Raw genomic sequence first — 22,035 nt, forward strand, 5'->3', positions numbered from 1 at the left:
TTTGCAGACCGAAATACAGACAAGGAAAAACTTCATGAAAATGCGAGCAGCAGCAGCGTTGACTGCAACACTGTTGATGGCGACTTCGGCGGCAGCCGAGGATCTGGAATTCTTGATTATCAATGAAACCAGCTATGATCTGGTCGAGTTCAACGTGTCTCCGGCCTCATCCGGCAGCTGGGAAGGCAACCTTCTTGAGGGTGGATATTTGGGCGCGGATTACGAAGTGGGCGTCCTCATCGCGGACGGGCTGACCACGTGTGTCTATGACATCCGCGGTGTTTTCAGCGACGGAGAATCGATTGAAGACTATGGTCTGAACCTGTGTGATCTGGGCGAATACGCGTTCGTCGAGTAACGCGTCTGCCAGAATTGAAAAGGCGAGCCCGAAGGCTCGCCTTTTTTTATTCCGCCGCCTTCAGCGGTGTTGTCGGGGGATGATCGGGGCGGTCGTCCTGAGCGCTCTGATCAGGGGCAGCTTTGTCCTGTTCATCGGTCCAGATCATTTCGGCTGCTTGCACATCTCGCGCGCTTTGGCCGATTGCCATGTCCTGCGCGATTTGGCTGGATCGACCCGCCGTGGCGCGTGCCAGCGCCTTACCCAGCCATACCGCGTAGGTTGTGACCCACACTCGCAGCGCCAGGAATGACGGCGTCACGATCAGTGTCAACACCGTGGCCGTACCCAAGCCAAAGACCACCGCCGTGGCCAACTGTTTCCACCACAGTGCCGTGGGGCTGTCGATCGAATACCCTCCGCCGATGAAATCCAGCGACAGGCCGAACATCATCGGGGTCAGACCCGCCATTGTTGTCAGCGTAGTCAGCAGAACCGGACGGATGCGCGCCTCAGCCGTGCGGACAATTGCATCAATGCGAGACATGTAGCCGCTATATTCCTGATAGGTGTCGATCAGAACAATGTTGTTGTTCACCACGATCCCGGCCAACGCCACGATCCCGGTCCCGGTCATGATGATCGAGAACGGTTGTTGCATTACCATCATGCCCAGCAACACGCCGGTCGTAGACAGAACCACGGCCAGCAGCACCAGCACCGAGTTGTAGAACGAGTTGAACTGCGCCAGCAGGATCACGAACATTAGACCCAGTGCTGCCAGGAATGCGCTGGACAGGAACGCCTGGCTTTCAGCCTGATCCTCCTGATCGCCGGTCCATTCCCAAGTGATGGTGCGACCAAAAGGGTCGGTTTCCAGCCACTCGGTCAGCACGGCAATCCGTTCGTTCGGATTGATCAGGGCAAACCGAGCGTCACCGCTTTCGATGGCGGACCGCACTTCACCCACGTTCTCGGCACCCGTTAGTTGAACGAGTTCGAACTCTGCTCCGTCCGCGCTGGTAATCGTGGTGCCAGTTGGTGTGGCACCTTCGCCAATCGCGCGCACGGTTGCCAAACGCAGCTCTGCACCGTCAGGACCGGTGGTCACGATCTTGCTCAGCCCAGGCTCGACATCCGCTTTAACGTCATAGTAGCGCTGTTGATCCGCGCGATTGATCTCGGCGAGCTTAGCCACGGGTTTGCGGGTGACGAAGTTCGACAGGGGGACCAACCCGTCCGGTGTGCGAACTTTCAGCGTATCCAGCGTCGACAGGACGCGATCCTGATCAGGTAGGCGGACGCGGATTTCTACCTCTTCATCGGTTGTATCCGGCCGCATTTCACCCAGCAAGATGCCACGCGTCACAAGCTGTACCATCGCGCCAACGGTTGCGACGTCCGCGCCGAATCGACCCGCCTTGGCCACGTCCACGTCGATCTGCCAGTCGATGCCGGGCAGGGGCAGGGTGTCCTCGATCTTGATCAGGCCGGGTGTGGTGTCAAAGGCTTCTCGTGCTGTGACGGTCGCGGCCGTCAGATCCTGCCAGCTATCGCCTTTTATGCGCAGATGAACGGGCTTGGCGGAAGCGGGACCTTGTTCCAGCGCCTGAAGATCAACGATAAAGCCAGGAAGGGTTGCCAGCTCTGCGGTTAGTTCGTCCAGAACAAAATTGCCGTCATATTCCGCCGCGACTTCTTCCTTTGCAAAGCCAAGTAGACCTGCAATCGGTCCCCAGAACCAACCGGTAATCTGTTCAGAGCTGATTGGGCGATCTTCCCAAGGAATGAGCTCGAACTGGACGCGACCAATTGTGTCGGCGGGGGCTTCTGCACCGCCATTGTTCTGATTGAGCCCACCTTCGCCCGCAAAGGCAAATACGTTAATCACCGCCGGGTGTTCGCTGATCACGCGCTCGGCCTCAAGAACCATTTCGTCCTTTTCAGCCAGAGACAGGTTGCCGCGTGCCCGGACATAGGCCGTGGCCTGTTCCGGTTCGCTTTCCACGAAGAATTCAACTCCGCGAGAGTTTTGCGGGAATATGATGAATGCGACCCAGAACACCGCCGCAAAGACGACTGCGATGGACACCACCGGCATGACCGGATTGCCGACCAGGAACTTGATCACATAACCGAAGGGCGTGTGCTCTTTAGCGGTATGAACATGTTCATCCGGGGCGCGTTCGATCTTGGCAGCACTCAGCGTGACCGACCCAGCGAAGGCGCCGAACAGAAACAGTAGCACGCCAGCAAGTGAACCGCCGGGCAGCAGATAGTTGGGGTTCAAAACCTGCATCGCGCCGAGGAAGATCATATACAGTGAAGGCGGTACCAGAAGCACTCGCAGCCACCAAGGCGTGCGGGCCCGCAGCCAGTTCGAGCTGCGCTCGAAACTGCGGCTCATACGGCCCGAGACACCGCCCACGACCGGCAGGTAGATCAGTGCCACAATCAGCGAGGCCGACAGAACGAAGATCAGCGTGATGGGCAGCATCTTCATGAACTCGCCGGGAATACCGGGCCAGAACAACATCGGAAGAAATGCACACAGGGTAGTGGCCGTCGACGAAACAATCGGCCAGAACATCCGTTGCGCCGCCTCGACATAGGCGTGCATCGGACCAACGCCTTCTTTAATGCGCTTGTCGGCATATTCCACAACAACGATGGCGCCATCGACCAGCATGCCCACGGCAAGGATCAGGCCAAACATCACCATATTCGAGATGGTGACCCCGATCATCGCGAGGAAGGCGAAGCACAACAGAAACGAGGTTGGAATGGCAAAACCCACCAACAACGCGGCGCGTGTTCCCAACGAAGCCAGCACCACGATCATCACGAGCGCGACGGCGGTCAGAACCGATCCTTCAAGCTGGCGCACCATTGAATCGACGATGCGGCTTTGGTCGTTTGAGGTGCCCACATCAACAGCGGCCTGCAGTTCGGCTGGCCACTTGATTTGTTCTTCGGCGACAGTGGCTTTGATCAGCGCAACGGTGTCGATCAGATTGAAGCCCTTGCGCTTGACGACCTGCAGCGCGACGGTGGGTTCGCCGTTGAACCGGGCCGTGCCCGCGCGGTCTTCAAAGGTATAGTTGATTTCGGCCAGTTCGCCTAAAGTGACCACCCGGTCTCCGTTGACCTTGACAGGCAGGCCATAGACGTCCTGAGCAGTCTTAAATGACGACGGGATCTTGACCGAGAACGTGCCCTGTTCGGTCTCGACCTCACCTGCAGCGATCAGTTGGTTGTTGTTTTGCACAACGTTGATCAGTTCGGCGGCCGTGACATTGTAGGCCTCAAGCCGCAGCGGGTCGATCACGACCTCAAGCATTTCATCGCGGTTTCCGGCAATGCCAGCTTCCAGCACTGCGTCCAACGCCTCAAGTTCGTCCTGCAGATCTTTGGCAACGCGCGCCATTGTACGCTCAGGTACCGGGCCGGTCAGGTTAACAATGACGATGGGAAACTCGGAGAAGTTGACCTCGGTAATCGTGTATTGCTCGGCCCCATCAGGGAAATCAGCTTGCGCGGTGTTCATGGCATCGCGAACATCCGCGATGGTGGCGGATTTGTCCCAACCGAACTCGAACTCCAGCAGAATACCTGCATAGCCCTCGGCGGCGGTGGCTGTCATCGTGTCCAACCCGTCGAGATCGGCCATCTCGGTTTCCATCGGCCTGATCAGCAGGCTTTCGCTGTCCTCGGCTGAAATCCCTGGAAACTGCACCGACACAAAGAGCATCGGGATATCGATGTCGGGTTCACCCTCTTTTGGGAGCCCGACATAAGCATACCCGCCGATGACCAGCGAAATCGCGATGAAAGCCAGCACCATTCTGGCACGGCTTGCGGCCCAACTGACGATACCCGTCATTGCGATGCTTCCTTGTATGTCGGCGCGACCGTCACACCACGTGTGACGAATTCCTGCCCGATCACGATGATATCAGCAGTTTCCGGCAGGCCACCAACCCATACACCATCAGCGGTGTCACGCAGAAGGCGGATCGGAACAAAATCAACGACATTGTCGGCTACCACGGTGCGAACACCAAGCTCACCTTCATTGTTCAAGGTCAGTGCGGATTGGGGCAGCAGATGCGCCTTGACCCCTTCGGCCGCGATCTGAATGTTGGCGGTTTGGCCGTCACGGATCAGCAGTTCCGGGTTTGGCACTGTGATCTCGACCTCGAATGTCCGCGTGGTTTCATCAGCCGAACGGCTGAGGAAGGTCACGCGCCCCTCGACCTGCAGCCCCGTAACCAACTGCGCAGTTGCCATCGATCCGACAATGATCCGATTCACTTCGGATTCAGGCACAAAGCCCACCAGCTTGATCGGGTCGAGCTGGATGACGGTTGCACAGAGTGAGCCGGGCTGCATCAGGCTGCCCAATTCCGCAGTATCACTTTCAAGCAGACCCTTGAACGGTGCGCTGATGGTCAGGCGATCAATCTCGCGCTGAGCGGCTGCTACTGCTGCGGTGGCGGCTTCAATCCCGGCTTGCGTAGCTTCCAAACCGGCCTCGGCGGATTTGATTCCGGCCTCGGCAGTGCTCATTTCAGCTTCGCTTGAGATACGGCGCGTTTCTGATCCAAACCCGGTTTCCGACAGCTTGCGGGCTGCTTTCAGATTGATTTCGGCTTCAGCCAAACGGGCATGGGCTTCTTCCAGGCGCGCTTCGGCCTCGGGAACGCGGCTTTCGGCCTCAAGCTTGGCTGCCATGGCTTCGGCCAGGCTCGCGGGCCGGGTTCCGGGATCAAGCTCGCACAGCAGATCTCCTGCTTCGACAAAAGCTCCTTTGCGCTTGGGCTCGGACAGGACTGTCGAAATGGTTTCGGCAAGGACCTCGACCTGGCGGTTTGCCTTGGTCTGACCCCGTAATTGAACGGCGCTGCCGATCTCGCGCGCAGTCGAGCGCAGCACGACAACGCCGATCGAGTCCGGTGATTGCACCGATTCCGAGGCCTCGGTCGCGGTCTCGGATGGTTCGTCTCCGCGACCTGCAAATGCAAACAGCGCGTCGCGCTCGAAAACAAGAAAATACAACGCAACAATAACCAAAATGGCGTTAACGAATGAAATCAATCGCATGCGGTAGAATCTCCAGATCTGTTCGCGCGGTCGGCTTTAGCCGCTATCCCTTAAAATGGGGCTGTGGCCATGTCTTTTCCATACTGAACTGAATAGTTCGGTTTAGTTTTTTACGCAAGGGTCACCCATATGGTGGCAAATGTATGAATTCGGGCACTTGGCTTGGCCTGATCGCCGGGGTATGACATGGCGCTAGAAAACCGGACACTTAAGCCTGGGGGCAGGGATGAGCGACGCCGACAGTTTTATTGAAGAGGTCACCGAAGAGGTGCGCCGCGATCGCATGTACCTTCTTTTGCGCCGTTGGGGCTGGGTTGGTGTGCTGGCTGTCGTGGCCATTGTCGGGGGCGCTGCGTTCAACGAATACCGAAAAGCACGCGATACCAACCAGGCCGAGGCTCTAGGTGATGCGATTCTGTCAGCGCTGGCTGAAAACGGATCGGCCGAACGGGCACAAAGCCTGCAGGCGATCGATGCTGCGTCTGTCGGCGGTGACGCGGTTTTGAACATGTTGCTGTCCGCCTCTCAGGCCGAGGCCGGATCGGCGCAAGATGCGGTGAACAGTCTGAACGCGATCGCCACGCAGGGGGATTTGCCTGAAATCTATCGCGCGATTGCAAGTTTCAAGGCATTGCTACTGCAAACTGACACGATGCCAGTGGCGGATCGTCGTCAACAGTTCGAAGCGCTGGCCATACCTGGTGCTCCTTTGCGTCTGCTCGCCGAAGAACAATTGGCCCTGATCGATGTGGCCGAGGGCAATACGCAAGCCGCTTTGGACCGTTTGCAGGCGTTGCGCCAGGACGCCGAGGCCAGCGTCGATCTGCAACAGCGCGCGGCTCAACTGATCGTCGCGCTTGGGGGCGAACCCGAGCCCGTGGCGAACCAGCAGGGTTAACCGGCAGCGAAACGGAACATCACAGGCGAGTTTGTAGATTATGCTATCACGTTATTTCTCAGGCTTCGGATTGCCCGTTGCGGCAGCCGCGCTCACCGTTCTCAGCGCCTGTCAGGAACCCGAAGTCATTCTGCCGGGTGAGCGTGAGGATATTCGTGCCTCCATCGACAACGAAACCGTTGAAACCCGTGGCGCCAAACCGATCAGTATTCCGGCTCAAAGCCGCAACGCCAACTGGTCGCAAAGCGCGGGTACACCCGCCTTCCGCACTACCAACGCAGCGCTGAGTGCCACACCGCAACGTATTTGGTCTGCTAACATTGGGTCCGGCGATAGCCGAAAACAGCGGATCACCGCAGACCCTGTTGTTGCTGGTGGCCTGATATATACGCTCGATTCCGGGGCAAATGTCTCGGCTGTTACGCCCCAAGGGCAGGTCGCCTGGAGCACAAACCTTATCCCGCCGAATGAAAAGGACGGGGATGCCACAGGCGGAGGGCTCGCCTATGCCGACGGTGTGCTTTATGTCTCGTCGGGTTTCGGTAGGCTGACCGCGCTCGATGCGAAATCCGGGGCGCAAAGGTGGCAGAAACGTCTGAATGCAACTGGCAGCGGTGCTCCATTGGTTAGCGGCGGCATACTCTATCTGGTGGCCGGGGACGAAACCGGTTGGGCGGTGAATACCAAGGATGGGCGGATCATCTGGCAAATCGAAGGCACGCCGAGCGTCGGCAACGTTCTGGGTGCACCTGCGCCCGTGATTGCCTCGGACTTGTCAGTCTTTGCCTTTGGATCGGGTGATGTCGCGGCAACATTCCGCCGGGGCGGTATTTTACGCTGGAACGCGTCCGTTGCAGGCGGGCGTCGGGGCCGAGCGGCAGCTCAGATCGTGGATGTGACCGCCGGGCCCATGGTGTCGGGTAGTTCGGTCATAATCGGCAACCACTCGGGGCGCACGGTTTCCTTCGACGGGAATTCGGGTGAGCGGAACTGGACTGCACCGGAGGGGGCCGTTGATACAGTCTGGCCGGCGGGGAACAGTGTTTTTCTGATCAGTGATCGCAGCCAGTTGGTACGGTTGGATGCAGCCGATGGCTCGACTGTCTGGGCCATCGATCTGCCGGGCTTCGTCAAGAACAAGCCGGGCCGCCGGGGGCCGATCTTTGCCCATTACGGCCCGATCATGGCCGGTGGACGCCTTGTCGTGGCTTCGAACGACGGCTATCTGCGCTTCTTCAATCCCGTCGACGGAGCGCTGGTGCATCAGGTCGAAGTGCCGGGTGGCGCGACCACGGCACCGGTTGTGGCGGGTCAGACGCTGTATGTTGTGTCGACCAAGGGCGAACTGCACGCTTTCCGTTGACGACAAGATGCGTTAAAGGGCGCATCTTGAGTCTTGAAAGTTGAGTATCATGTCGCTGACCCTCGCCATCGTGGGGCGCCCGAATGTGGGCAAATCCACTCTGTTCAATCGCCTTGTGGGCAAACGCCTGGCTTTGGTCGACGACCAGCCCGGCGTGACGCGTGACCTGCGCGAAGGTGAAGGGCGGCTGGGCGACTTGCGTTTTACCGTGATCGATACGGCGGGTCTTGAGGACGCAACCGATGACAGCTTGCAAGGTCGGATGCGCCGCCTGACCGAGCGTGCAGTGGACTTGGCCGATGTCTGCCTGTTCATGATTGACGCGCGGGTGGGCTTGACGCCCACGGACGAAATGTTCGCCGAGATTCTGCGTAAGCGCTCCAAACACGTGATCCTGGCAGCGAACAAGGCCGAAGGGAACGCGGCTGATGCGGGCGTGCTTGAAGCATACAACCTTGGCCTTGGCGAGCCGGTGCGTCTGTCGGGCGAACATGGCGAGGGGATGACGGACCTCTATGCGCAGTTGATGCCACTGGCTGACGCGGCTGAAGAGGCGCGCGTAGAAGAGACACCGCAAACCGATATCGAGCTGGACGAAGACGGGAAAGGCGAAGCCCCGCTGATCACCGCTGACAAACCCCTGCAAGTCGCTGTAGTTGGCCGTCCGAATGCCGGTAAATCCACCCTGATCAACAAGATCATCGGCGAGGATCGATTGCTGACCGGCCCCGAGGCCGGGATCACGCGCGACGCGATCAGCTTGCGGATCGACTGGGCCGACCCTGACGGGGACAGCACCCCGATGCGGATTTTTGATACCGCCGGGATGCGGAAGAAGGCCAAGGTGCAGGAGAAGCTTGAGAAACTCTCGGTTTCCGACGGGCTGCGCGCAGTCAAGTTTGCCGAGGTCGTCGTCGTGTTGCTGGATGCGGCTATCCCATTCGAGCAACAGGATCTGCGCATTGCCGATCTGGCCGAACGTGAGGGTCGTGCTGTGGTCGTCGCCGTCAACAAATGGGACATCGAAGAAGACAAACAGGAAAAGCTGCGCGACCTAAAAGAATCCTTCGAACGTCTGCTGCCGCAGTTGCGTGGTGCGCCGCTGATCACAGTCTCGGCTAAAACAGGCCGCGGTTTGGAACGTTTGCGCACCGCGATATTGCGTGCCCATGACGTGTGGAACCGCCGGGTGCCGACCGCTGCGCTGAACCGTTGGCTGACCGCCATGCTGGAACAGCACCCGCCGCCAGCCCCGCAGGGGCGCCGGATCAAGCTGCGGTATATGACGCAGGCCAAGACCCGCCCGCCCGGGTTTGTTGTCATGTGTTCGCATCCGGACAAGATGCCTGACAGCTATTCGCGTTATCTGGTCAACGGCCTGCGCGAGGATTTTGATATGCCGGGCACCCCTATCCGCCTGACGTTGCGCGGACAGGGGGATAAGAACCCCTACAAAGGGCGGCGCAAGAAAAACGCAGGCGCACTGGCCAAGCATCTCAAGGGACGGGCGTAACTGCGCTAATTTCAAGCATTTTCAGAGAGGGGGCGTGACAGCCCCGTTTCTGCGCGTTAGCATTCAAGCACGTGCATTTGTTTTGCACGTGCTGCTTGTTTGCGGGATCTCCGCACTTAATTTTGAATTTGTGATTGGTCGGACCTCCGTGGGGAGCGGGCGTGATGGATCTGAGAGAATATACAAGACAATACGCGGTACAGGACAACAAGCTTGCCGCGCTCAGTTATTTCGGAACATTCGCGGTGTATTTCGCATCGCTTACATTGGCGATTACCTATGTCGACCGCTGGTACATCATGATCCCGGCGGGGATCGTTTTTGCCTTCTCTGCCGTGCGTCTCTATGTCCTGCAGCATGATTGCGGGCACCATTCGTTGTTTGAAACGCGCGAGCAGAACGAATGGGCTGGCCATGGGTTATCGCCCTTCACATTTGCCCCGTTCGAGGTGATGAAGCAGAACCACAATCTGCATCACGCCGGAATCGGCAACCTCGAGCATCGCGAGACCGGTGAAATCCACACCATGACGCTGCGCGAATGGAACGAGGCGGATTGGAAAAAGCGTTTGTTTTACCGACTGTATCGGAATCCCTTCATTCTAGTGCCGGTTGGCGCGCTGTTCACATACTTCATCCGCTATCGCTGGCCCAAGAACACCGTGCGGTTCGGTGTGATGGGCGTGGTGCTGCACAACCTCTCGATTGTTGTGTTTTTGGGGCTGCTGTATTTGATCGCCGGTGCCACCGGCATTCTGGTCTGGCTGGTGTTTTCGCTGCTGGGCGGGATGCTTGGGGTGTTCCTGGTGTATTTGCAGCACAATTTCGAAGACACCTACTGGGATCGCCGCCCCGAACTGGATCCGAAGCTGGCTGCGTTGGAGGGGTCCTCGGCGCTGGATTTCGGCTGGTGGTTCGATAATGCGGTGGCCTGCATCACATTGCATGACATCCACCATTTCAATGCCCGCATCCCATCTTACCGGCTGCGCGCGTGCCACTATAACCTGCCGCCAGAATACACACCGCGACGGATTAAGTTTCCCGAGGCAGTGGCGGCGCTGAATCTGAAACTTTGGGATGAAGACGCCAAAAGACTTGTCCCATTTCCCAGCCGAACTGCAGGCCATCGCCTGGCCGAAAGCGGGTAACCTCCTATCTAATTCTTGAATTGGCGCTCTCTCAGGAACGTATGTGCTGTGCATTTACAATCTGGGGGAGTTAACGAAAGGAAACGAAATGACCGCAGTTACCGAGGTGCGTGGCGTAGGGCCAGCGCTGGCTAAGGCCTTGAATGCAAAGGGCTACAAAACAGCAGAAGCCATTGCCAAGGCCAAACCGGAAGATTTGTCCGGCACCCCGCGCGTCGGTTCCACCCGCGCAGCTAAGCTGATCGCGGCTGCGAAAGAAGTCGTCGGTGCCAAGCCCAAGCCCGCGCGCCGCGCTGTCACCCGCAAGCCTGCCGAGCGGAAATCGGCTGTGCAGCGCGCGACAGCCAAAAGCAATGCGGCTGCGAACAAGGCCGAGGCCGAGCGTAAGGCGGCAAAGGAGCGCGCGGCGGCAGAACAGGCCGCTGCCGAGGCCAAAGCAAAGAAAAAGGCGAAAGCCAAGGCCAAGGCTGAAAAGGCGGCCAAGAAGAAGTCTGAAATGGAGGCGGTGTTTTCCAAAGCTAAGGAAAAGGTCAAAGAAAAGTCCAAGAAGGGTAAGAAAAACAAGAAGCCCAAAAAAGACGTTAAGAAAAAGGACGCCAAAAAGAAGGACGATAAGAAGTCTGATAAGAAGAAGTCCGACAAGAAGTCCGGAAAGAAGAAAGATAAGAAAAAGGCGAAGAAGTGATACTTCTCCGCCTTGTCTGATCGGGAACCGGCGCTTGAATGCGCCGGTTTTTTATGTCAGCGTGCCGTTGGTTTGAAGGGTTAGCTTGCCGCCCAGATAGGGTGCCAGAACCTCGGGCAGGGTGACCGTCCCATCCGCATTCTGACCATTTTCCAATACAGCTATCAGGCAGCGCCCCACGGCCAGGCCCGAACCATTCAAGGTATGGACATATTCTGGCTTGCCCCCGGCCTCTGGCCGGAAGCGCGCATTCATGCGGCGCGCCTGAAAATCCCCGCATGTCGAGACCGAGCTGATCTCGCGATAAGTATTCTGGCCCGGCAGCCACGCCTCGATGTCGTAAGTGCGTCGTGCACCAAAGCCCATGTCGCCGGTGCACAAGATCACGGTGCGATAGGGGATGCCCAGCTTTTCGAGAATGCCTTCGGCGCAGCGCAGCATACGTTTCTGTTCATCATCCGACTTGTCCGGATGGGTGACCGAGACCATCTCGACCTTTTCGAACTGGTGCTGCCGCAGCATCCCGCGTGTGTCCTTGCCCGCACTACCAGCCTCGGACCGGAAGCACAGTGAATGCGCGGTATAGCGGCGAGGCAGGTAACTCTCCTCGATCATCGTGTCGTTGACGATGTTGGTCAGCGACACTTCGGAGGTTGGAATCAACCACCAGCCTTCGCGGGTTTGATAGCTGTCTTCTCCAAACTTCGGCAACTGGCCGGTGCCCTGCATCATTTCCGATAGAACCAGAACCGGGCCGTTGACCTCGGTCAGATCATTCTCGTTGATATGGGTGTCCAGCATGAACTGCGCCAAAGCGCGGTGGATGCGCGCGACGCCGCCCGAAAGCAGCACAAAGCGCGAGCCAGAGAGTTTGGCAGCCGTCTCAAAATCCATGCCATTCTGAACGGCATCGATTTCAAAATGCTCTTTCGGCGCGAAATCCAATTCGCGTGGTGTGCCCCAGCGGTTGATCTCGACATTGTCGTTCTCATCCGCGCCTTCGGGCACATCCTCGGCGGGCAGGTTCGCGATGCGGATCAGCTGGTCGGCCAGCAGAGCGTCCAGATCCTTGGCCTCGGTCTGCATCCGGGCCACTTCGGCCTTTTTCTCGGCGACCAGAGCGCGCAGGCGTTCGAATTCAGCTTCATCCCCGCGCCCTTTGGCAGCGCCAACCTCTTTGGAGGCCTTGTTCTGCTCGGCCTGAGCTGTCTCAGCAGCCAGAATCTTGGCGCGGCGGCTTTCGTCCAGCCTCAGCAAGTCTGACGACACCGGCGCGTCCCCACGGCGCGCAAGGGCGGCGTCGAAGGCGGCTGGGTTTTCGCGTATGGCGCGGATGTCGTGCATGGTTCAGATCCTTAACTGCGTGAATCACTGAATCCGCTTATGCACCATCTGAATGGCAGGGTGTAGCACCGGTTACGACTTATCCGATTCCTCGTGGGATTCATGCGCCAAATGGCCATCCCACTCTTCGGCTGGGATTTTCGGCTCGGGCGGGTCGGCCATGTACGAAGGTGTCATGATCTGCACGTTATTCTCATTGAACACGGCCACGATGTTGCGATGTAAGTCCGAGCGGATTTTCGGGATGATACTGCCCCGAGTGGTATAACCGTTGATCTGATAGTTGATCGCGTAATCGGCCAAGGCGGTCCACAAAACAAAAGGTTCGGGCTTGGCCTTGATTCCCTTGGTGCGATGGGCGGCCTCGATCAGCATCGCTTCGATCTTTTCGGGCGGCTCTTCATAGCCAATCCCGACGGTCGTATGCAGCAGCAACCCGCTACCGTCGGTTCTCTTCGAGAAATTCACCACGTCCGAATTCATCAATTGGGCGTTCGGGATCGAGATCAGTTCATTCTTGATGGACTTCAGATGCGTCTCCATCAACTTGATCTGCACCACATCGCCAATATGGTCCCCGATCTGGATCCGATCCCCAATCGAGGTTGAGCGGCGATAGATCACGAAGAGCCCCGCCAGCATGTTCGAGACGACCGAGTTTGCGCCCAGCGACAGCATGGCACCAACCAGAATCGTCAGCCCCTGAAACGCCGCCGAATCTGATCCGGGGATGTAAGGGACAGCAAAGACCAGAGCGATCAGGATAACGACGACGCGGGCGATGTTGAAGGTCGGGTTCACCCAGTGGCTTTCAAAATCGCCCATGTCAAAGGTTCCCGCCTCGACGGCGTCAAAGAACACACGCATGCCCCGGATAATATACAGCGTTATCCATGCGATCAGTATCAACATGATCAGGTTTGGGATGTAGCTGAGGATGCCTTTGAAGATCAGCAGGACCGGCTCGGTCAAGTAGGTCAGCAGGAGTTGCGCGAAATAGCGCGTCTCGGCAAAGGCAAGCAGAACGAAGGAAAGGTAGTAGTAGAAGCCGAGGAAAAAGATCACCAGCAGGACAAAATTCAGAGCATACCGGATCAACGCGGCGATGGCCTCGGCCTGAACGCTTTTTGCGGTCGCGGTTTCGACATCCTTGAGGTAACGCTTGACCAGTTTCAGCGTACGGCGGCGAATGCGCCGGTGCAGCCACAGGATAACGACGACAAAAAGCGCGAATCCAGCTGTCCATGCTAAGGCTTCGATGGCACCCGAAACACGCGCCTGTTCAGTGCGGTTTGCGCGATAGCTTTCAATGGATTGTTTAATAGCGTCGCCGTGCAACAAACTGAGAACGTTCAAGTCCATCTGCTCAAGCTCGGAATCGGCATCGGTCACGATCGAAACTTGAACACCATCGGCAAAGATTCGAATGCCGAACTCTGAGTCCTCGAAGGTTATGGAGACCTGCTCGGCGTCTGAGGCCTCGGCGATTTCGATGATCTTGTTCTGTACACTCGCGGCCCGTTCCGGAGCGGGCAGCGCGCTGGAGCCGCGCAGGTGAAACAAGGTGTCGCCGTCAACGATAACCGGAGCCTGAAAAATCTCTGATTCAGTGTCTTCTATAGCAGGCTCTTCGCTAGTGGCGTTCTGTGCCCATACGGGCGACGCCAAAAGACCTATACAGGTTGTCACGAGCATCAGGCGAACAAATGCGCCAAGGGTCTGGATTGATTGAATCATTAGGCCTCCTGCCACAGGACTATATCTGACTGGAAGGGTCTGCCTAGAACATATCTGCAACGTCCGGCAGCAAACCTTTGAACCCGATGGTCGAAATGGGGCCAGGTTTGCTTGCAAACCCATGTTTCAAAGCATAGGTTCCCGCAAACTTTGCAGAGAGCTCTCTGCATCATCAGAACAAAGGAATATCCCATGGAAGGTGGCGCAATCGCCCAGTTTCTCCCGTTGATCCTGATCTTCGCGATTATGTATTTTCTGCTGATCCGTCCGCAGCAGAAAAAGATGAAGGAACATCAGGCCATGGTCGAAGCCGTGCGCCGGGGCGATCAGGTTGTCACCCAAGGCGGGCTGATCGGCAAGGTGTCGAAGGTCAAGGAAGGCGATAACGAGATCGAAGTCGAGATCGCCGAGGGCGTTAAGGTTCGCGTGGTCAAATCGACCATCGCTCAGGTTCTGAACAAGACCGAACCTGCGAAGTAACTTCGCGCGACAATTCCTTGAAAAGGCAGGGTAATGCTGCAAATTGATTCCTGGAAGCGGGTTCTGATCTGGTCGGTCTGTGTGATCGGTCTATTCCTTGCCCTGCCGAATGCGTTTTATACGCGCGTCGAACAATCTAACGATGCCAAGGCTGCGATTGAGCTTGGCATTGATACACCTGAAATGCAGGCCGAGGCCGCGCAATGGCCGAATTGGCTGCCGTCGTCTCTGGTCAATCTCGGGCTCGACTTGCGCGGCGGCGCGCATTTGCTGGCCGAGGTCAAGGTTGATGATGTCTACGAATCCCGGATGGAGGCGATGTGGCCCGAAATCCGCGACGCGCTGCGTGATGAACGCGCGACGGTCGGCACGATCCGTCGTCAGGATTCGGCGCCTGACGAGATTCGCGTGCGCATCAGCCAACCCGAGGGCATGTCCCGCGCATTAGAGGTTGTGCGCGGTCTGGCCCGACAGGTGCAGACGCTGACCGGGGCAGGGGCAACAGATATAGAGGCTCGCGCCGAGGGGGACACTATCGTTGTCCAACTGTCCGAGGCCGAAAAGCTTGCTTCGGATGACCGCACCGTGCGCCAGTCCCTTGAGATCATCCGCCGTCGGATCGACGAGGTTGGCACACGCGAACCAACGATCCAGCGTCAGGGCGCTGATCGTATCCTGATTCAGGTGCCCGGCATCGGCAGCGCCGGGGAGCTCAAAGAGATTATCGGCACGACGGCACAGTTGACGTTCAATCCTGTCGTTGGACGCGGGACTGACCCGGATGCCATTCCGGGAGTTGGCGAGAAGCTTGTGCCATCGATCGATGAAGATGGTGTGTATTACACTCTGGACGCCGCACCCGTCGTGACCGGTGAAGAATTGGTCGACGCGCAGCCATCTTTCGACCAGAACGGCCGCCCTGCGGTCAGCTTCCGGTTCAACACCTCTGGCGCGCGCAAATTCGGCGATTACACGCTGGAAAACATTGGCGCACCCTTTGCTATCGTCCTGGATGACGAGGTGATCTCGGCCCCTGTAATCCAAAGCCATATCCCAGGTGGTTCGGGCATCATCACTGGCAACTTCACAGTTGAAGAAAGCACCAATTTGGCCGTTCTGCTGCGCGCAGGTGCCTTGCCTGCAGGTCTGGATTTCCTGGAAGAGCGCACCATCGGCCCTGAGCTGGGTCAGGACAGTATCGACGCAGGTAAAGTCGCGACAATCGTGGCCTTTGTCGCCGTGTTGGTATTCATGGCTCTCAGCTACGGCCTGTTCGGCATCTTCGCCAATATTGCGCTGATCCTGAACGTGGGGCTTTTGTTTGGCCTGCTCTCACTGATCGGCGCCACGCTGACCTTGCCCGGGATCGCGGGTATCGTGCTGACGGTGGGCATGGCAGTTGACGCCAACGTGCTGATCTTCGAGCGTATCCGCGAGGAACTGAAATCTGCCAAAGGTCCGGCGCGTGCCATCGAACTGGGATACGAAAAAGCGCTTTCGGCCATTCTGGACGCAAACGTGACCACATTCATTACCGCAACCATCCTGTTTGCCATGGGCAGTGGTCCCGTGCGCGGCTTCTCCATTACGCTTGGTCTGGGTATTCTGACCTCGGTCTTCACCGCGATCTTTGTGACGCGTCTGATGATCGTGATGTGGTTCGAACGCCGCCGTCCGAAAACGATCGAGGTTTGACATGAGACTGAAACTCGTACCCCAAAACACCTCGTTCGATTTCTTTAGCCGTTGGAAGGTCTGGCTGGGCATCTCGGGTTTGATGATGGTAATCGCATTCACGTCATTCCTGCTGCAAGGCCTGAACTTCGGCATCGACTTTCGCGGCGGCACCACGATTCGGACCCAAAGCGCGCAAGAGATCGACGTCGGCGCCTATCGCGACGCCATCGCGCCGCTTGAGCTTGGCGATGTGACCATCACCGAGATTTTTGATCCCACCTTTGGCGAGGATGAAAACGTCGCGATGATCCGCATTCAGGCACAGGACGGGGCCGAAGCTGTGGCGGCCGCAACCGTCACAGCCGTCGAAGAAGCGCTGACCGTCGCCGCGCCGGATATCCAGTTCGTCTCGGTAGAATCGGTTGGCCCCAAGGTTTCGGGTGAGTTGATCCAGACCGCGGTCATTGCGGTCGCCTTGGCGATTGGCGCAGTGCTTGTCTATATCTGGCTTAGGTTCGAATGGCAGTTCGCACTCGGGGCGGTCGCCGCGTTGGTGCATGACGTGATCCTGACCATCGGCATCTTCTCGGAACTACAAATCCGTTTTGACCTGGCGATTATCGCCGCTCTTCTGACTATCGTCGGCTATTCGCTGAACGACACCGTGGTCGTCTTCGACCGGGTTCGCGAAAACCTGCGGAAGTACAAGAAGAAAGACCTCAAAGAGGTGCTGAACATCTCGATCAACGAAACGCTCAGCCGGACAGTGATGACCTCTGTGACCACGCTGCTGGCGCTGATCTCGCTCTATGTACTGGGCGGAGACGTGATCCGAGGCTTTGTCTTCGCGATGATCTGGGGCGTGATCGTCGGGACCTATTCGTCGGTCTTCGTGGCCTCGACCATCCTGCTGTGGCTGGGGGTCAAGCGCGACTGGTCGAAGCCGTCGAATACGGCGGGCAACCAGTTTGCCAACATTGATGCCTGAGTATTTCGGCCAGACCCCAACCGGTCTGGCCGTTATTATTTTCGCCGCCTTTGTTGGGGGCATCGTGCGCGGGTTCTCCGGCTTTGGGACGGCCCTGATCTTCCTGCCCATCGCCAGCCCGTATCTCGGCCCCTTCGGTGCCATCATCGCGCTGACGGTCATGGACATATTTGGCCCGATCCCGAACCTGCGCCGCGCATGGACGGTTGTTGACAAGGCAGATCTGATGCGCCTTTTGGTCGGGTGCGCGCTACTTCTACCGGTTGGCTTATGGCTGCTGACCCGGACCGATCCCGAAGTGTTCCGCTATATCGTCAGCCTGATTTCATTGTCGATGCTGGCCGTTCTGGTTTTTGGTCTGCGCTACCGGGGAGCGGTATCGCGTGGCATGGTTGCTGCGATCGGCGGGGCTGCAGGGCTACTTGGCGGGGTAGCCGGGATACCGGGGCCTGCTGTCATCCTGTTTTATATGTCACGGCCCTTACCGGTTGAGATCATCCGCGCGACGATCCTGCTGTTCCTGTTTGCTTTCGATTTGCTGATCCTCGGATATCTTGGCGGGATGGGGCGTCTTTCGATCGCGAGCATCGGATTGGGCCTTGCGCTTGCGGTTCCCAACATCGCGGGCAACTGGCTGGGGGGCTGGATGTTCCGACCCGAGTACGAGAACCTCTACCGCGCTGCAGCCTATCTGGTGATTGCAACAGCGGCCTTGTCCGGCCTGCCGCTTTGGGGCTAGAACCCTGCACATGCGCCTGAACGAGATCACATATACAAACGCTCAGCCGGTTGATGGCTATGGCCCCGGGTTCTTTCGGATAGGCGGGGAAGTTCATGATGGGGCAGTCCTGACCGGCCCCACTGGTACATCGGCTTGGGCGGGTTACTCCGACGCCCAGACCCTGCTGGCCTTGTCCGAACATGTCGATGTTCTGTTCATCGGTACGGGCAAAGAACTGACCCACATCCCAGCCGACTTGCGCACCACATTGGAAGAGGCAGGTATGGGTGTCGAAATCATGAACTCTCCGGCGGCCTGCCGCACCTACAACGTGCTGCTTTCCGAAGGCCGCCGCGTTGCGCTTGCGCTGATCCCGGTCTGAGGATCTGTTCTTCCACTGGCTAAAAATATCCTGGGGAGTGTGAGGGGCTGGCCCCTCACTGCGACCCAACCGGCCGCTCTGCGGCAATTCCGACCTTTTGCCCACACGCACAATCCGCTAAGCGGGCTTCATGACTTTAAAGGTAACCGATCTGGCCATCGCACGCGGCGGAGTTCCCGTGCTCGAAGGGCTGAGCTTCTCGCTCGAGGCAGGAAGGGCGCTGATCCTGCGGGGACCGAATGGGATCGGAAAGACAACATTACTGCGTACGCTTGCGGGCCTGCAACCGCCGCTGGCAGGGCAAATCGTCGGGGCAGAAGACCAGATCGCATACGCGTCTCATTCCGACGGGTTAAAACCGACCCTGACCGTTGTCGAAAACCTCAACTTCTGGGCGTCGGTCTTTGGCACCCGTGATATCCAGCACGCCCTTGATGCGTTTGAGCTGAACGAGTTGGCTGACCGCCATGCGGGCAACCTTTCGGCGGGGCAGAAACGGCGTCTGGGATTGGCGCGCATGTTGGTTACTGGCCGCCCGATCTGGATGCTGGACGAGCCGACGGTCTCGCTGGATCGTCACGCCGTGCAGATGTTTGCGGATGCGGTGCGCGCGCATCTGGGGCAGGGTGGTTCGGCCCTGATTGCGACCCATATTGATCTTGGACTGGACGGAGAGGTTCTGGACGTTGGCCCCAACAAGGCCAAGCCCAAACCTATCGACGATTTCGACGGAGGTTTCTTGTGATCGCCTTATTGCTGCGTGATCTGAAATTGGCCTTCCGTGCGGGGGGTGGCTTTGGCCTCGGTCTTGCTTTCTTCCTGATCGTCACCGTTTTGGTGCCATTCTCGGTTGGCCCGCAATCTTCGCTGCTTTCGACCATCGCACCGGGCGTTCTTTGGCTGGGCGCGCTTTTGGCGTGTCTGCTGTCACTTGATCGCCTTCTGGCGCTGGATTGGGAAGACGGCTCGCTTGATCTGCTCGCGACCGCGCCGCTTCCGTTGGAATCGGTTGTTACCGTCAAAGCGCTAGCCCATTGGCTAACCACAGGATTGCCGCTGGTTCTGGCCGCGCCGTTCCTAGGCGTGTTGCTAAACCTGCCTGTACCCGGGTTTTCGTGGCTAGTGATCTCACTGCTCCTCGGTACTCCGGCGATGAGCGTTATCGGCACCTTTGGCGCGGCCCTTACTGTTGGTCTAAAACGGGGCGGTCTGCTACTGTCGCTTCTGGTTTTGCCGCTCTACGTGCCGACTTTGATTTTCGGAGCCGAGGTCGCCCGACGCGGTGCGACAGGCATGGAGACGCAAACGCCCCTGCTAATGCTGGCAGGGATTACCGCCGCAACGGTCGCACTTTTACCCTTTGCCAGCGCAGCGGTACTGCGCATCAATCTTAGGTGATGGCCACAAAGCTTGACTGAGGTCAATTGAGAACCACGCCGACTCGGACTAGATAGAGCCCATGACAATCGCAGCCAAAGCCAATGCCCTTTGGGAATACGCCAACCCGCGTAAGTTCCTCGCGACCAGCGAACGGGTCCTTCCGTTCTTCTGGATCAGCTCAGGTCTGTGTCTGGTCGTCGGATTGATCTGGGGCTTTTTCTTCACCCCGGATGACTACAAGCAAGGCTCGACCGTAAAGATCATCTATTTGCATGTGCCCGCCGCGTTGATGGCGATCAATTGCTGGCTGATGATGCTGGCAACTTCGCTGGTCTGGCTGGTGCGTCGCCACCATGTCAGTGCGCTGGCTGCCCGCGCCGCTGCGCCCATCGGCATCGTGATGACGCTGATCGCATTGGCCACCGGAGCGATCTGGGGGCAGCCTATGTGGGGGACATGGTGGGCCTGGGACCCGCGCCTGACATCGTTCCTGATCCTGTTCCTGTTCTATCTAGGTTATGTCGCGCTTTGGGAAGCGATCGAAGATCCGGATACAGCGGCGGACCTGACCTCGGTCCTTTGCCTCGTGGGTTCTGTCTTTGCGTTCCTCAGCCGGTATGCGGTGAACTTCTGGAATCAGGGGCTGCATCAGGGGGCTTCGGTGATGCGCGCCGGGGCGATCACAGGCACGGATACTGAAGAGAAGGTAAGCAATATCTACTTCTATCCACTGCTGCTTTGCATCATCGGCTTTGTACTGCTGTTCATTGCGCTGGTCTTCTATCGTACGGGCACAGAAATTCGCGCCCGCCGGACCAAGGCGCTTATGGCGCGTGAAAGGGTGAGCGGATGATGCCTGATCTTGGAAAATATGCCGATACCGTCTTGTGGTCCTATGTCGTGTCAATCGGACTTCTGATCGCATTGGTGGGTTTCAGCGTGATCCGGGGCCGTAAAGTACGGGCCGAGATGGAGAAGGTTGAACAAAGGATGTCACGCAATGGCTAAGATTTCGCCCCTGATGATCGCGCCTCCGCTGATTTTCGGCGCCTTCGCTGTGCTCGCGGGCATCGGCATGTTCCGTGACGATCCCAACGCCTTGCCCTCGGCGCGCGAGGGTCAGCCAGCGCCGCCGGTTGTACTGACCGAGTTCGCGGGCAAACCGGGCTTCGATGATGCCACACTGCGTGATGGCGAGGTCAAGCTGGTCAACTACTGGGCCAGTTGGTGTGCACCATGCCGCGTCGAACACCCCAATCTGCAGGCTCTGTCTGACGAGGGTATCCCCGTCTATGGTATCAACTACAAGGACCAACTGGACAACGCCGAAGGATTTCTTGCCGAACTGGGCGATCCCTATGCCGGTATCGGTCGGGATGAACAGGGCCGAATGGGGCTGGACTGGGGCGTCTACGGTGTGCCCGAAACCTATGTGATCGACGGTGAGGGCACGATCATCCTGCGCTGGGCTGGTCCGGTCACTCAGCGGGTGATCGAAAGCACGATCCGCCCAGCACTTGAGAAAGCCGCAGGTGGCTCATAAGCGATAGCCACCGGTGACGCCCAGAACCTCACCAGTGATGAAGGATGCGGCATCGGACGCCAGAAACCTGACAACTTTGGCGATATCCTCGGGCTTTCCCGCGCGACCTAAAGCGGTTTCTTTGACAAACAGCGCGGTCAACTCCTCAGACCGGGGCGCTTCGGGGATGTTGATCGCACCCGGCGCGACTGCATTAACGCGTATCCCCTTTGGCCCAAGCTCCTTTGCCATGGCGTGGGTCCATAGATTCAGGGCGGCCTTGCTTGCCCCATAGGTCACCGCATCCCGAGGCGGCAAGACCGCGTTCATGGATGAGATATTGACGATTGAGGCGTCGCGTTTCAGATGTGGTAGCGCAGCAGCCAACAATGCGGCGGGGGCCAGCAGGTTCAAATCCAGAATGGCGCGGTGGTCCTCGGCTCGAAATTCCTCTTTGGGGGTAGATTTCACAAGGCCGGCATTGTTGACGATCACATCCAGCCGTCCAAACCTCTCGATCACCTGCGAAATCACGCTAGCCGGCTGGTCGGGCGCAGATAGATCAGAGCGTATGGCCAGAACATCCCCACCCAGTAGCTCGGGCGTGGGTTTACTCGACAACCAAGTAAACGCGACGCGGTGATCACGGCTGAGGTCTTCGACGATTGCACGCCCAATTCCGCGTGCACCGCCGGTTATCAATGCGACTTTGTCCATAATCGTAGGAAATCGGTAAAATGGCCGGGATTCAAGC

Annotated in this window: 21 protein-coding genes; 16 read left to right on the plus strand and 5 right to left on the minus strand. The window is 58.1% G+C overall.

Annotation, left to right across the window (positions count from 1 at the left end; all coding sequences use genetic code 11):
* Positions 1–34 precede the first annotated feature (34 nt).
* Entirely contained in the window at positions 35–358 is a 324-nt protein-coding gene (locus tag ACR0AU_RS00950) for a hypothetical protein (protein WP_170511927.1), read from the plus strand.
* 46 nt (positions 359–404) lie between these two features.
* On the opposite strand, the gene ACR0AU_RS00955 is transcribed toward ACR0AU_RS00950, so the two are convergent.
* Both ACR0AU_RS00955 and ACR0AU_RS00960 read right to left on the minus strand, forming a co-directional pair.
* Positions 405–4,220, minus strand: a complete 3,816-nt coding sequence (locus tag ACR0AU_RS00955; RefSeq protein WP_480795155.1) for an efflux RND transporter permease subunit — start codon at positions 4,218–4,220, stop codon at positions 405–407.
* A complete protein-coding gene (locus ACR0AU_RS00960; protein WP_480585410.1) occupies positions 4,217–5,440 on the minus strand; it encodes an efflux RND transporter periplasmic adaptor subunit in 1,224 nt (407 codons plus the stop codon). Before ACR0AU_RS00960 ends, ACR0AU_RS00955 begins: the two co-directional genes overlap by 4 nt.
* A 226-nt stretch (positions 5,441–5,666) precedes the next feature.
* Between ACR0AU_RS00960 and ACR0AU_RS00965 the strand changes: the two genes are divergently transcribed.
* The 5 genes from ACR0AU_RS00965 to ACR0AU_RS00985 all read left to right on the plus strand — a co-directional run bounded on the left by ACR0AU_RS00965 (position 5,667) and on the right by ACR0AU_RS00985 (position 11,050).
* Positions 5,667–6,338: a hypothetical protein gene (locus tag ACR0AU_RS00965; RefSeq protein WP_170396370.1), complete on the plus strand. Its 672-nt coding sequence runs from the start codon at positions 5,667–5,669 to the stop codon at positions 6,336–6,338.
* 40 nt (positions 6,339–6,378) lie between these two features.
* The gene (locus ACR0AU_RS00970) at positions 6,379–7,701 is read left to right on the plus strand and encodes an outer membrane protein assembly factor BamB family protein (RefSeq protein WP_170396372.1); all 1,323 of its coding nucleotides are present in this window, start codon (positions 6,379–6,381) and stop codon (positions 7,699–7,701) included.
* 49 nt (positions 7,702–7,750) lie between these two features.
* Positions 7,751–9,214 (plus strand): ribosome biogenesis GTPase Der, encoded by a 1,464-nt coding sequence (gene der, locus ACR0AU_RS00975; RefSeq protein WP_480795156.1) that lies wholly within the window; start codon positions 7,751–7,753, stop codon positions 9,212–9,214.
* 164 nt (positions 9,215–9,378) lie between these two features.
* Complete coding sequence (locus tag ACR0AU_RS00980; protein WP_170396376.1) at positions 9,379–10,365, plus strand: fatty acid desaturase; 987 nt, start codon at positions 9,379–9,381, stop codon at positions 10,363–10,365.
* 88 nt (positions 10,366–10,453) lie between these two features.
* The gene (locus ACR0AU_RS00985) at positions 10,454–11,050 is read left to right on the plus strand and encodes a helix-hairpin-helix domain-containing protein (RefSeq protein ID WP_170626636.1); all 597 of its coding nucleotides are present in this window, start codon (positions 10,454–10,456) and stop codon (positions 11,048–11,050) included.
* Positions 11,051–11,101: 51 nt separating this feature from the next.
* Here ACR0AU_RS00985 and serS read toward each other — a convergent pair whose 3' ends face one another.
* Both serS and ACR0AU_RS00995 read right to left on the minus strand, forming a co-directional pair.
* Positions 11,102–12,394 carry a serine--tRNA ligase gene (serS, locus tag ACR0AU_RS00990; protein WP_170733402.1) on the minus strand — a complete coding sequence of 431 codons (1,293 nt, stop codon included), beginning with the start codon at positions 12,392–12,394 and terminating at the stop codon, positions 11,102–11,104.
* A gap of 72 nt (positions 12,395–12,466) precedes the next feature.
* Complete coding sequence (locus tag ACR0AU_RS00995) at positions 12,467–14,131, minus strand: mechanosensitive ion channel domain-containing protein (protein ID WP_170565860.1); 1,665 nt, start codon at positions 14,129–14,131, stop codon at positions 12,467–12,469.
* Positions 14,132–14,323: 192 nt separating this feature from the next.
* On the opposite strand from ACR0AU_RS00995, the gene yajC reads away from it, so the two are divergent.
* From yajC to ACR0AU_RS01045, 10 genes are all read left to right on the plus strand, one after another.
* Positions 14,324–14,611 carry a preprotein translocase subunit YajC gene (gene yajC, locus ACR0AU_RS01000; RefSeq protein WP_155151194.1) on the plus strand — a complete coding sequence of 96 codons (288 nt, stop codon included), beginning with the start codon at positions 14,324–14,326 and terminating at the stop codon, positions 14,609–14,611.
* Between the two features lie 33 nt (positions 14,612–14,644).
* Positions 14,645–16,306: a protein translocase subunit SecD gene (secD, locus tag ACR0AU_RS01005; protein ID WP_170403231.1), complete on the plus strand. Its 1,662-nt coding sequence runs from the start codon at positions 14,645–14,647 to the stop codon at positions 16,304–16,306.
* A gap of 1 nt (position 16,307) precedes the next feature.
* Positions 16,308–17,276, plus strand: a complete 969-nt coding sequence (gene secF, locus ACR0AU_RS01010; protein ID WP_170396385.1) for a protein translocase subunit SecF — start codon at positions 16,308–16,310, stop codon at positions 17,274–17,276.
* Complete coding sequence (locus ACR0AU_RS01015; protein ID WP_480613196.1) at positions 17,257–18,015, plus strand: TSUP family transporter; 759 nt, start codon at positions 17,257–17,259, stop codon at positions 18,013–18,015. The genes secF and ACR0AU_RS01015 overlap by 20 nt, the downstream gene beginning before the upstream one ends.
* A 10-nt stretch (positions 18,016–18,025) precedes the next feature.
* The gene (locus ACR0AU_RS01020) at positions 18,026–18,379 is read left to right on the plus strand and encodes an Mth938-like domain-containing protein (protein ID WP_170565867.1); all 354 of its coding nucleotides are present in this window, start codon (positions 18,026–18,028) and stop codon (positions 18,377–18,379) included.
* 130 nt (positions 18,380–18,509) lie between these two features.
* Positions 18,510–19,124, plus strand: coding sequence for a heme ABC exporter ATP-binding protein CcmA (gene ccmA / locus ACR0AU_RS01025; protein WP_170403218.1), 615 nt, complete (start codon positions 18,510–18,512; stop codon positions 19,122–19,124).
* Positions 19,121–19,777 (plus strand): heme exporter protein CcmB, encoded by a 657-nt coding sequence (gene ccmB / locus ACR0AU_RS01030; protein WP_170396393.1) that lies wholly within the window; start codon positions 19,121–19,123, stop codon positions 19,775–19,777. The genes ccmA and ccmB overlap by 4 nt, the downstream gene beginning before the upstream one ends.
* A gap of 61 nt (positions 19,778–19,838) precedes the next feature.
* Positions 19,839–20,612: a heme ABC transporter permease gene (locus ACR0AU_RS01035; RefSeq protein WP_170396395.1), complete on the plus strand. Its 774-nt coding sequence runs from the start codon at positions 19,839–19,841 to the stop codon at positions 20,610–20,612.
* The gene (gene ccmD, locus ACR0AU_RS01040) at positions 20,609–20,767 is read left to right on the plus strand and encodes a heme exporter protein CcmD (protein WP_170422269.1); all 159 of its coding nucleotides are present in this window, start codon (positions 20,609–20,611) and stop codon (positions 20,765–20,767) included. Before ACR0AU_RS01035 ends, ccmD begins: the two co-directional genes overlap by 4 nt.
* Positions 20,760–21,302 (plus strand): DsbE family thiol:disulfide interchange protein, encoded by a 543-nt coding sequence (locus ACR0AU_RS01045; protein WP_170396396.1) that lies wholly within the window; start codon positions 20,760–20,762, stop codon positions 21,300–21,302. Before ccmD ends, ACR0AU_RS01045 begins: the two co-directional genes overlap by 8 nt.
* Here ACR0AU_RS01045 and ACR0AU_RS01050 read toward each other — a convergent pair.
* Positions 21,297–21,998, minus strand: coding sequence for an SDR family NAD(P)-dependent oxidoreductase (locus ACR0AU_RS01050; RefSeq protein WP_480570282.1), 702 nt, complete (start codon positions 21,996–21,998; stop codon positions 21,297–21,299). The two genes, ACR0AU_RS01045 and ACR0AU_RS01050, sit on opposite strands and share 6 nt — an antisense overlap.
* Positions 21,999–22,035 lie beyond the last annotated feature (37 nt).

The organism is Ruegeria sp. CG1 (assembly GCF_056537265.1).

Coding starts and splice junctions, on each gene's coding strand:
- ACR0AU_RS00970 (WP_170396372.1), top strand. CDS start 6,379: ATGCTATCACGTTATTTCTCAGGCTTCGGATTGCCCGTTGCGGCAGCC.
- secF (WP_170396385.1), top strand. CDS start 16,308: ATGAGACTGAAACTCGTACCCCAAAACACCTCGTTCGATTTCTTTAGC.
- yajC (WP_155151194.1), top strand. CDS start 14,324: ATGGAAGGTGGCGCAATCGCCCAGTTTCTCCCGTTGATCCTGATCTTC.
- ACR0AU_RS00995 (WP_170565860.1), bottom strand. CDS start 14,131: ATGATTCAATCAATCCAGACCCTTGGCGCATTTGTTCGCCTGATGCTC.
- ACR0AU_RS00960 (WP_480585410.1), bottom strand. CDS start 5,440: ATGCGATTGATTTCATTCGTTAACGCCATTTTGGTTATTGTTGCGTTG.
- secD (WP_170403231.1), top strand. CDS start 14,645: ATGCTGCAAATTGATTCCTGGAAGCGGGTTCTGATCTGGTCGGTCTGT.
- ccmD (WP_170422269.1), top strand. CDS start 20,609: ATGATGCCTGATCTTGGAAAATATGCCGATACCGTCTTGTGGTCCTAT.
- ACR0AU_RS01045 (WP_170396396.1), top strand. CDS start 20,760: ATGGCTAAGATTTCGCCCCTGATGATCGCGCCTCCGCTGATTTTCGGC.
- ACR0AU_RS00980 (WP_170396376.1), top strand. CDS start 9,379: ATGGATCTGAGAGAATATACAAGACAATACGCGGTACAGGACAACAAG.
- ACR0AU_RS00965 (WP_170396370.1), top strand. CDS start 5,667: ATGAGCGACGCCGACAGTTTTATTGAAGAGGTCACCGAAGAGGTGCGC.
- der (WP_480795156.1), top strand. CDS start 7,751: ATGTCGCTGACCCTCGCCATCGTGGGGCGCCCGAATGTGGGCAAATCC.
- ccmA (WP_170403218.1), top strand. CDS start 18,510: ATGACTTTAAAGGTAACCGATCTGGCCATCGCACGCGGCGGAGTTCCC.
- ACR0AU_RS01035 (WP_170396395.1), top strand. CDS start 19,839: ATGACAATCGCAGCCAAAGCCAATGCCCTTTGGGAATACGCCAACCCG.
- ACR0AU_RS01050 (WP_480570282.1), bottom strand. CDS start 21,998: ATGGACAAAGTCGCATTGATAACCGGCGGTGCACGCGGAATTGGGCGT.
- ACR0AU_RS00950 (WP_170511927.1), top strand. CDS start 35: ATGAAAATGCGAGCAGCAGCAGCGTTGACTGCAACACTGTTGATGGCG.
- serS (WP_170733402.1), bottom strand. CDS start 12,394: ATGCACGACATCCGCGCCATACGCGAAAACCCAGCCGCCTTCGACGCC.
- ACR0AU_RS01020 (WP_170565867.1), top strand. CDS start 18,026: ATGCGCCTGAACGAGATCACATATACAAACGCTCAGCCGGTTGATGGC.
- ACR0AU_RS00985 (WP_170626636.1), top strand. CDS start 10,454: ATGACCGCAGTTACCGAGGTGCGTGGCGTAGGGCCAGCGCTGGCTAAG.
- ACR0AU_RS00955 (WP_480795155.1), bottom strand. CDS start 4,220: ATGACGGGTATCGTCAGTTGGGCCGCAAGCCGTGCCAGAATGGTGCTG.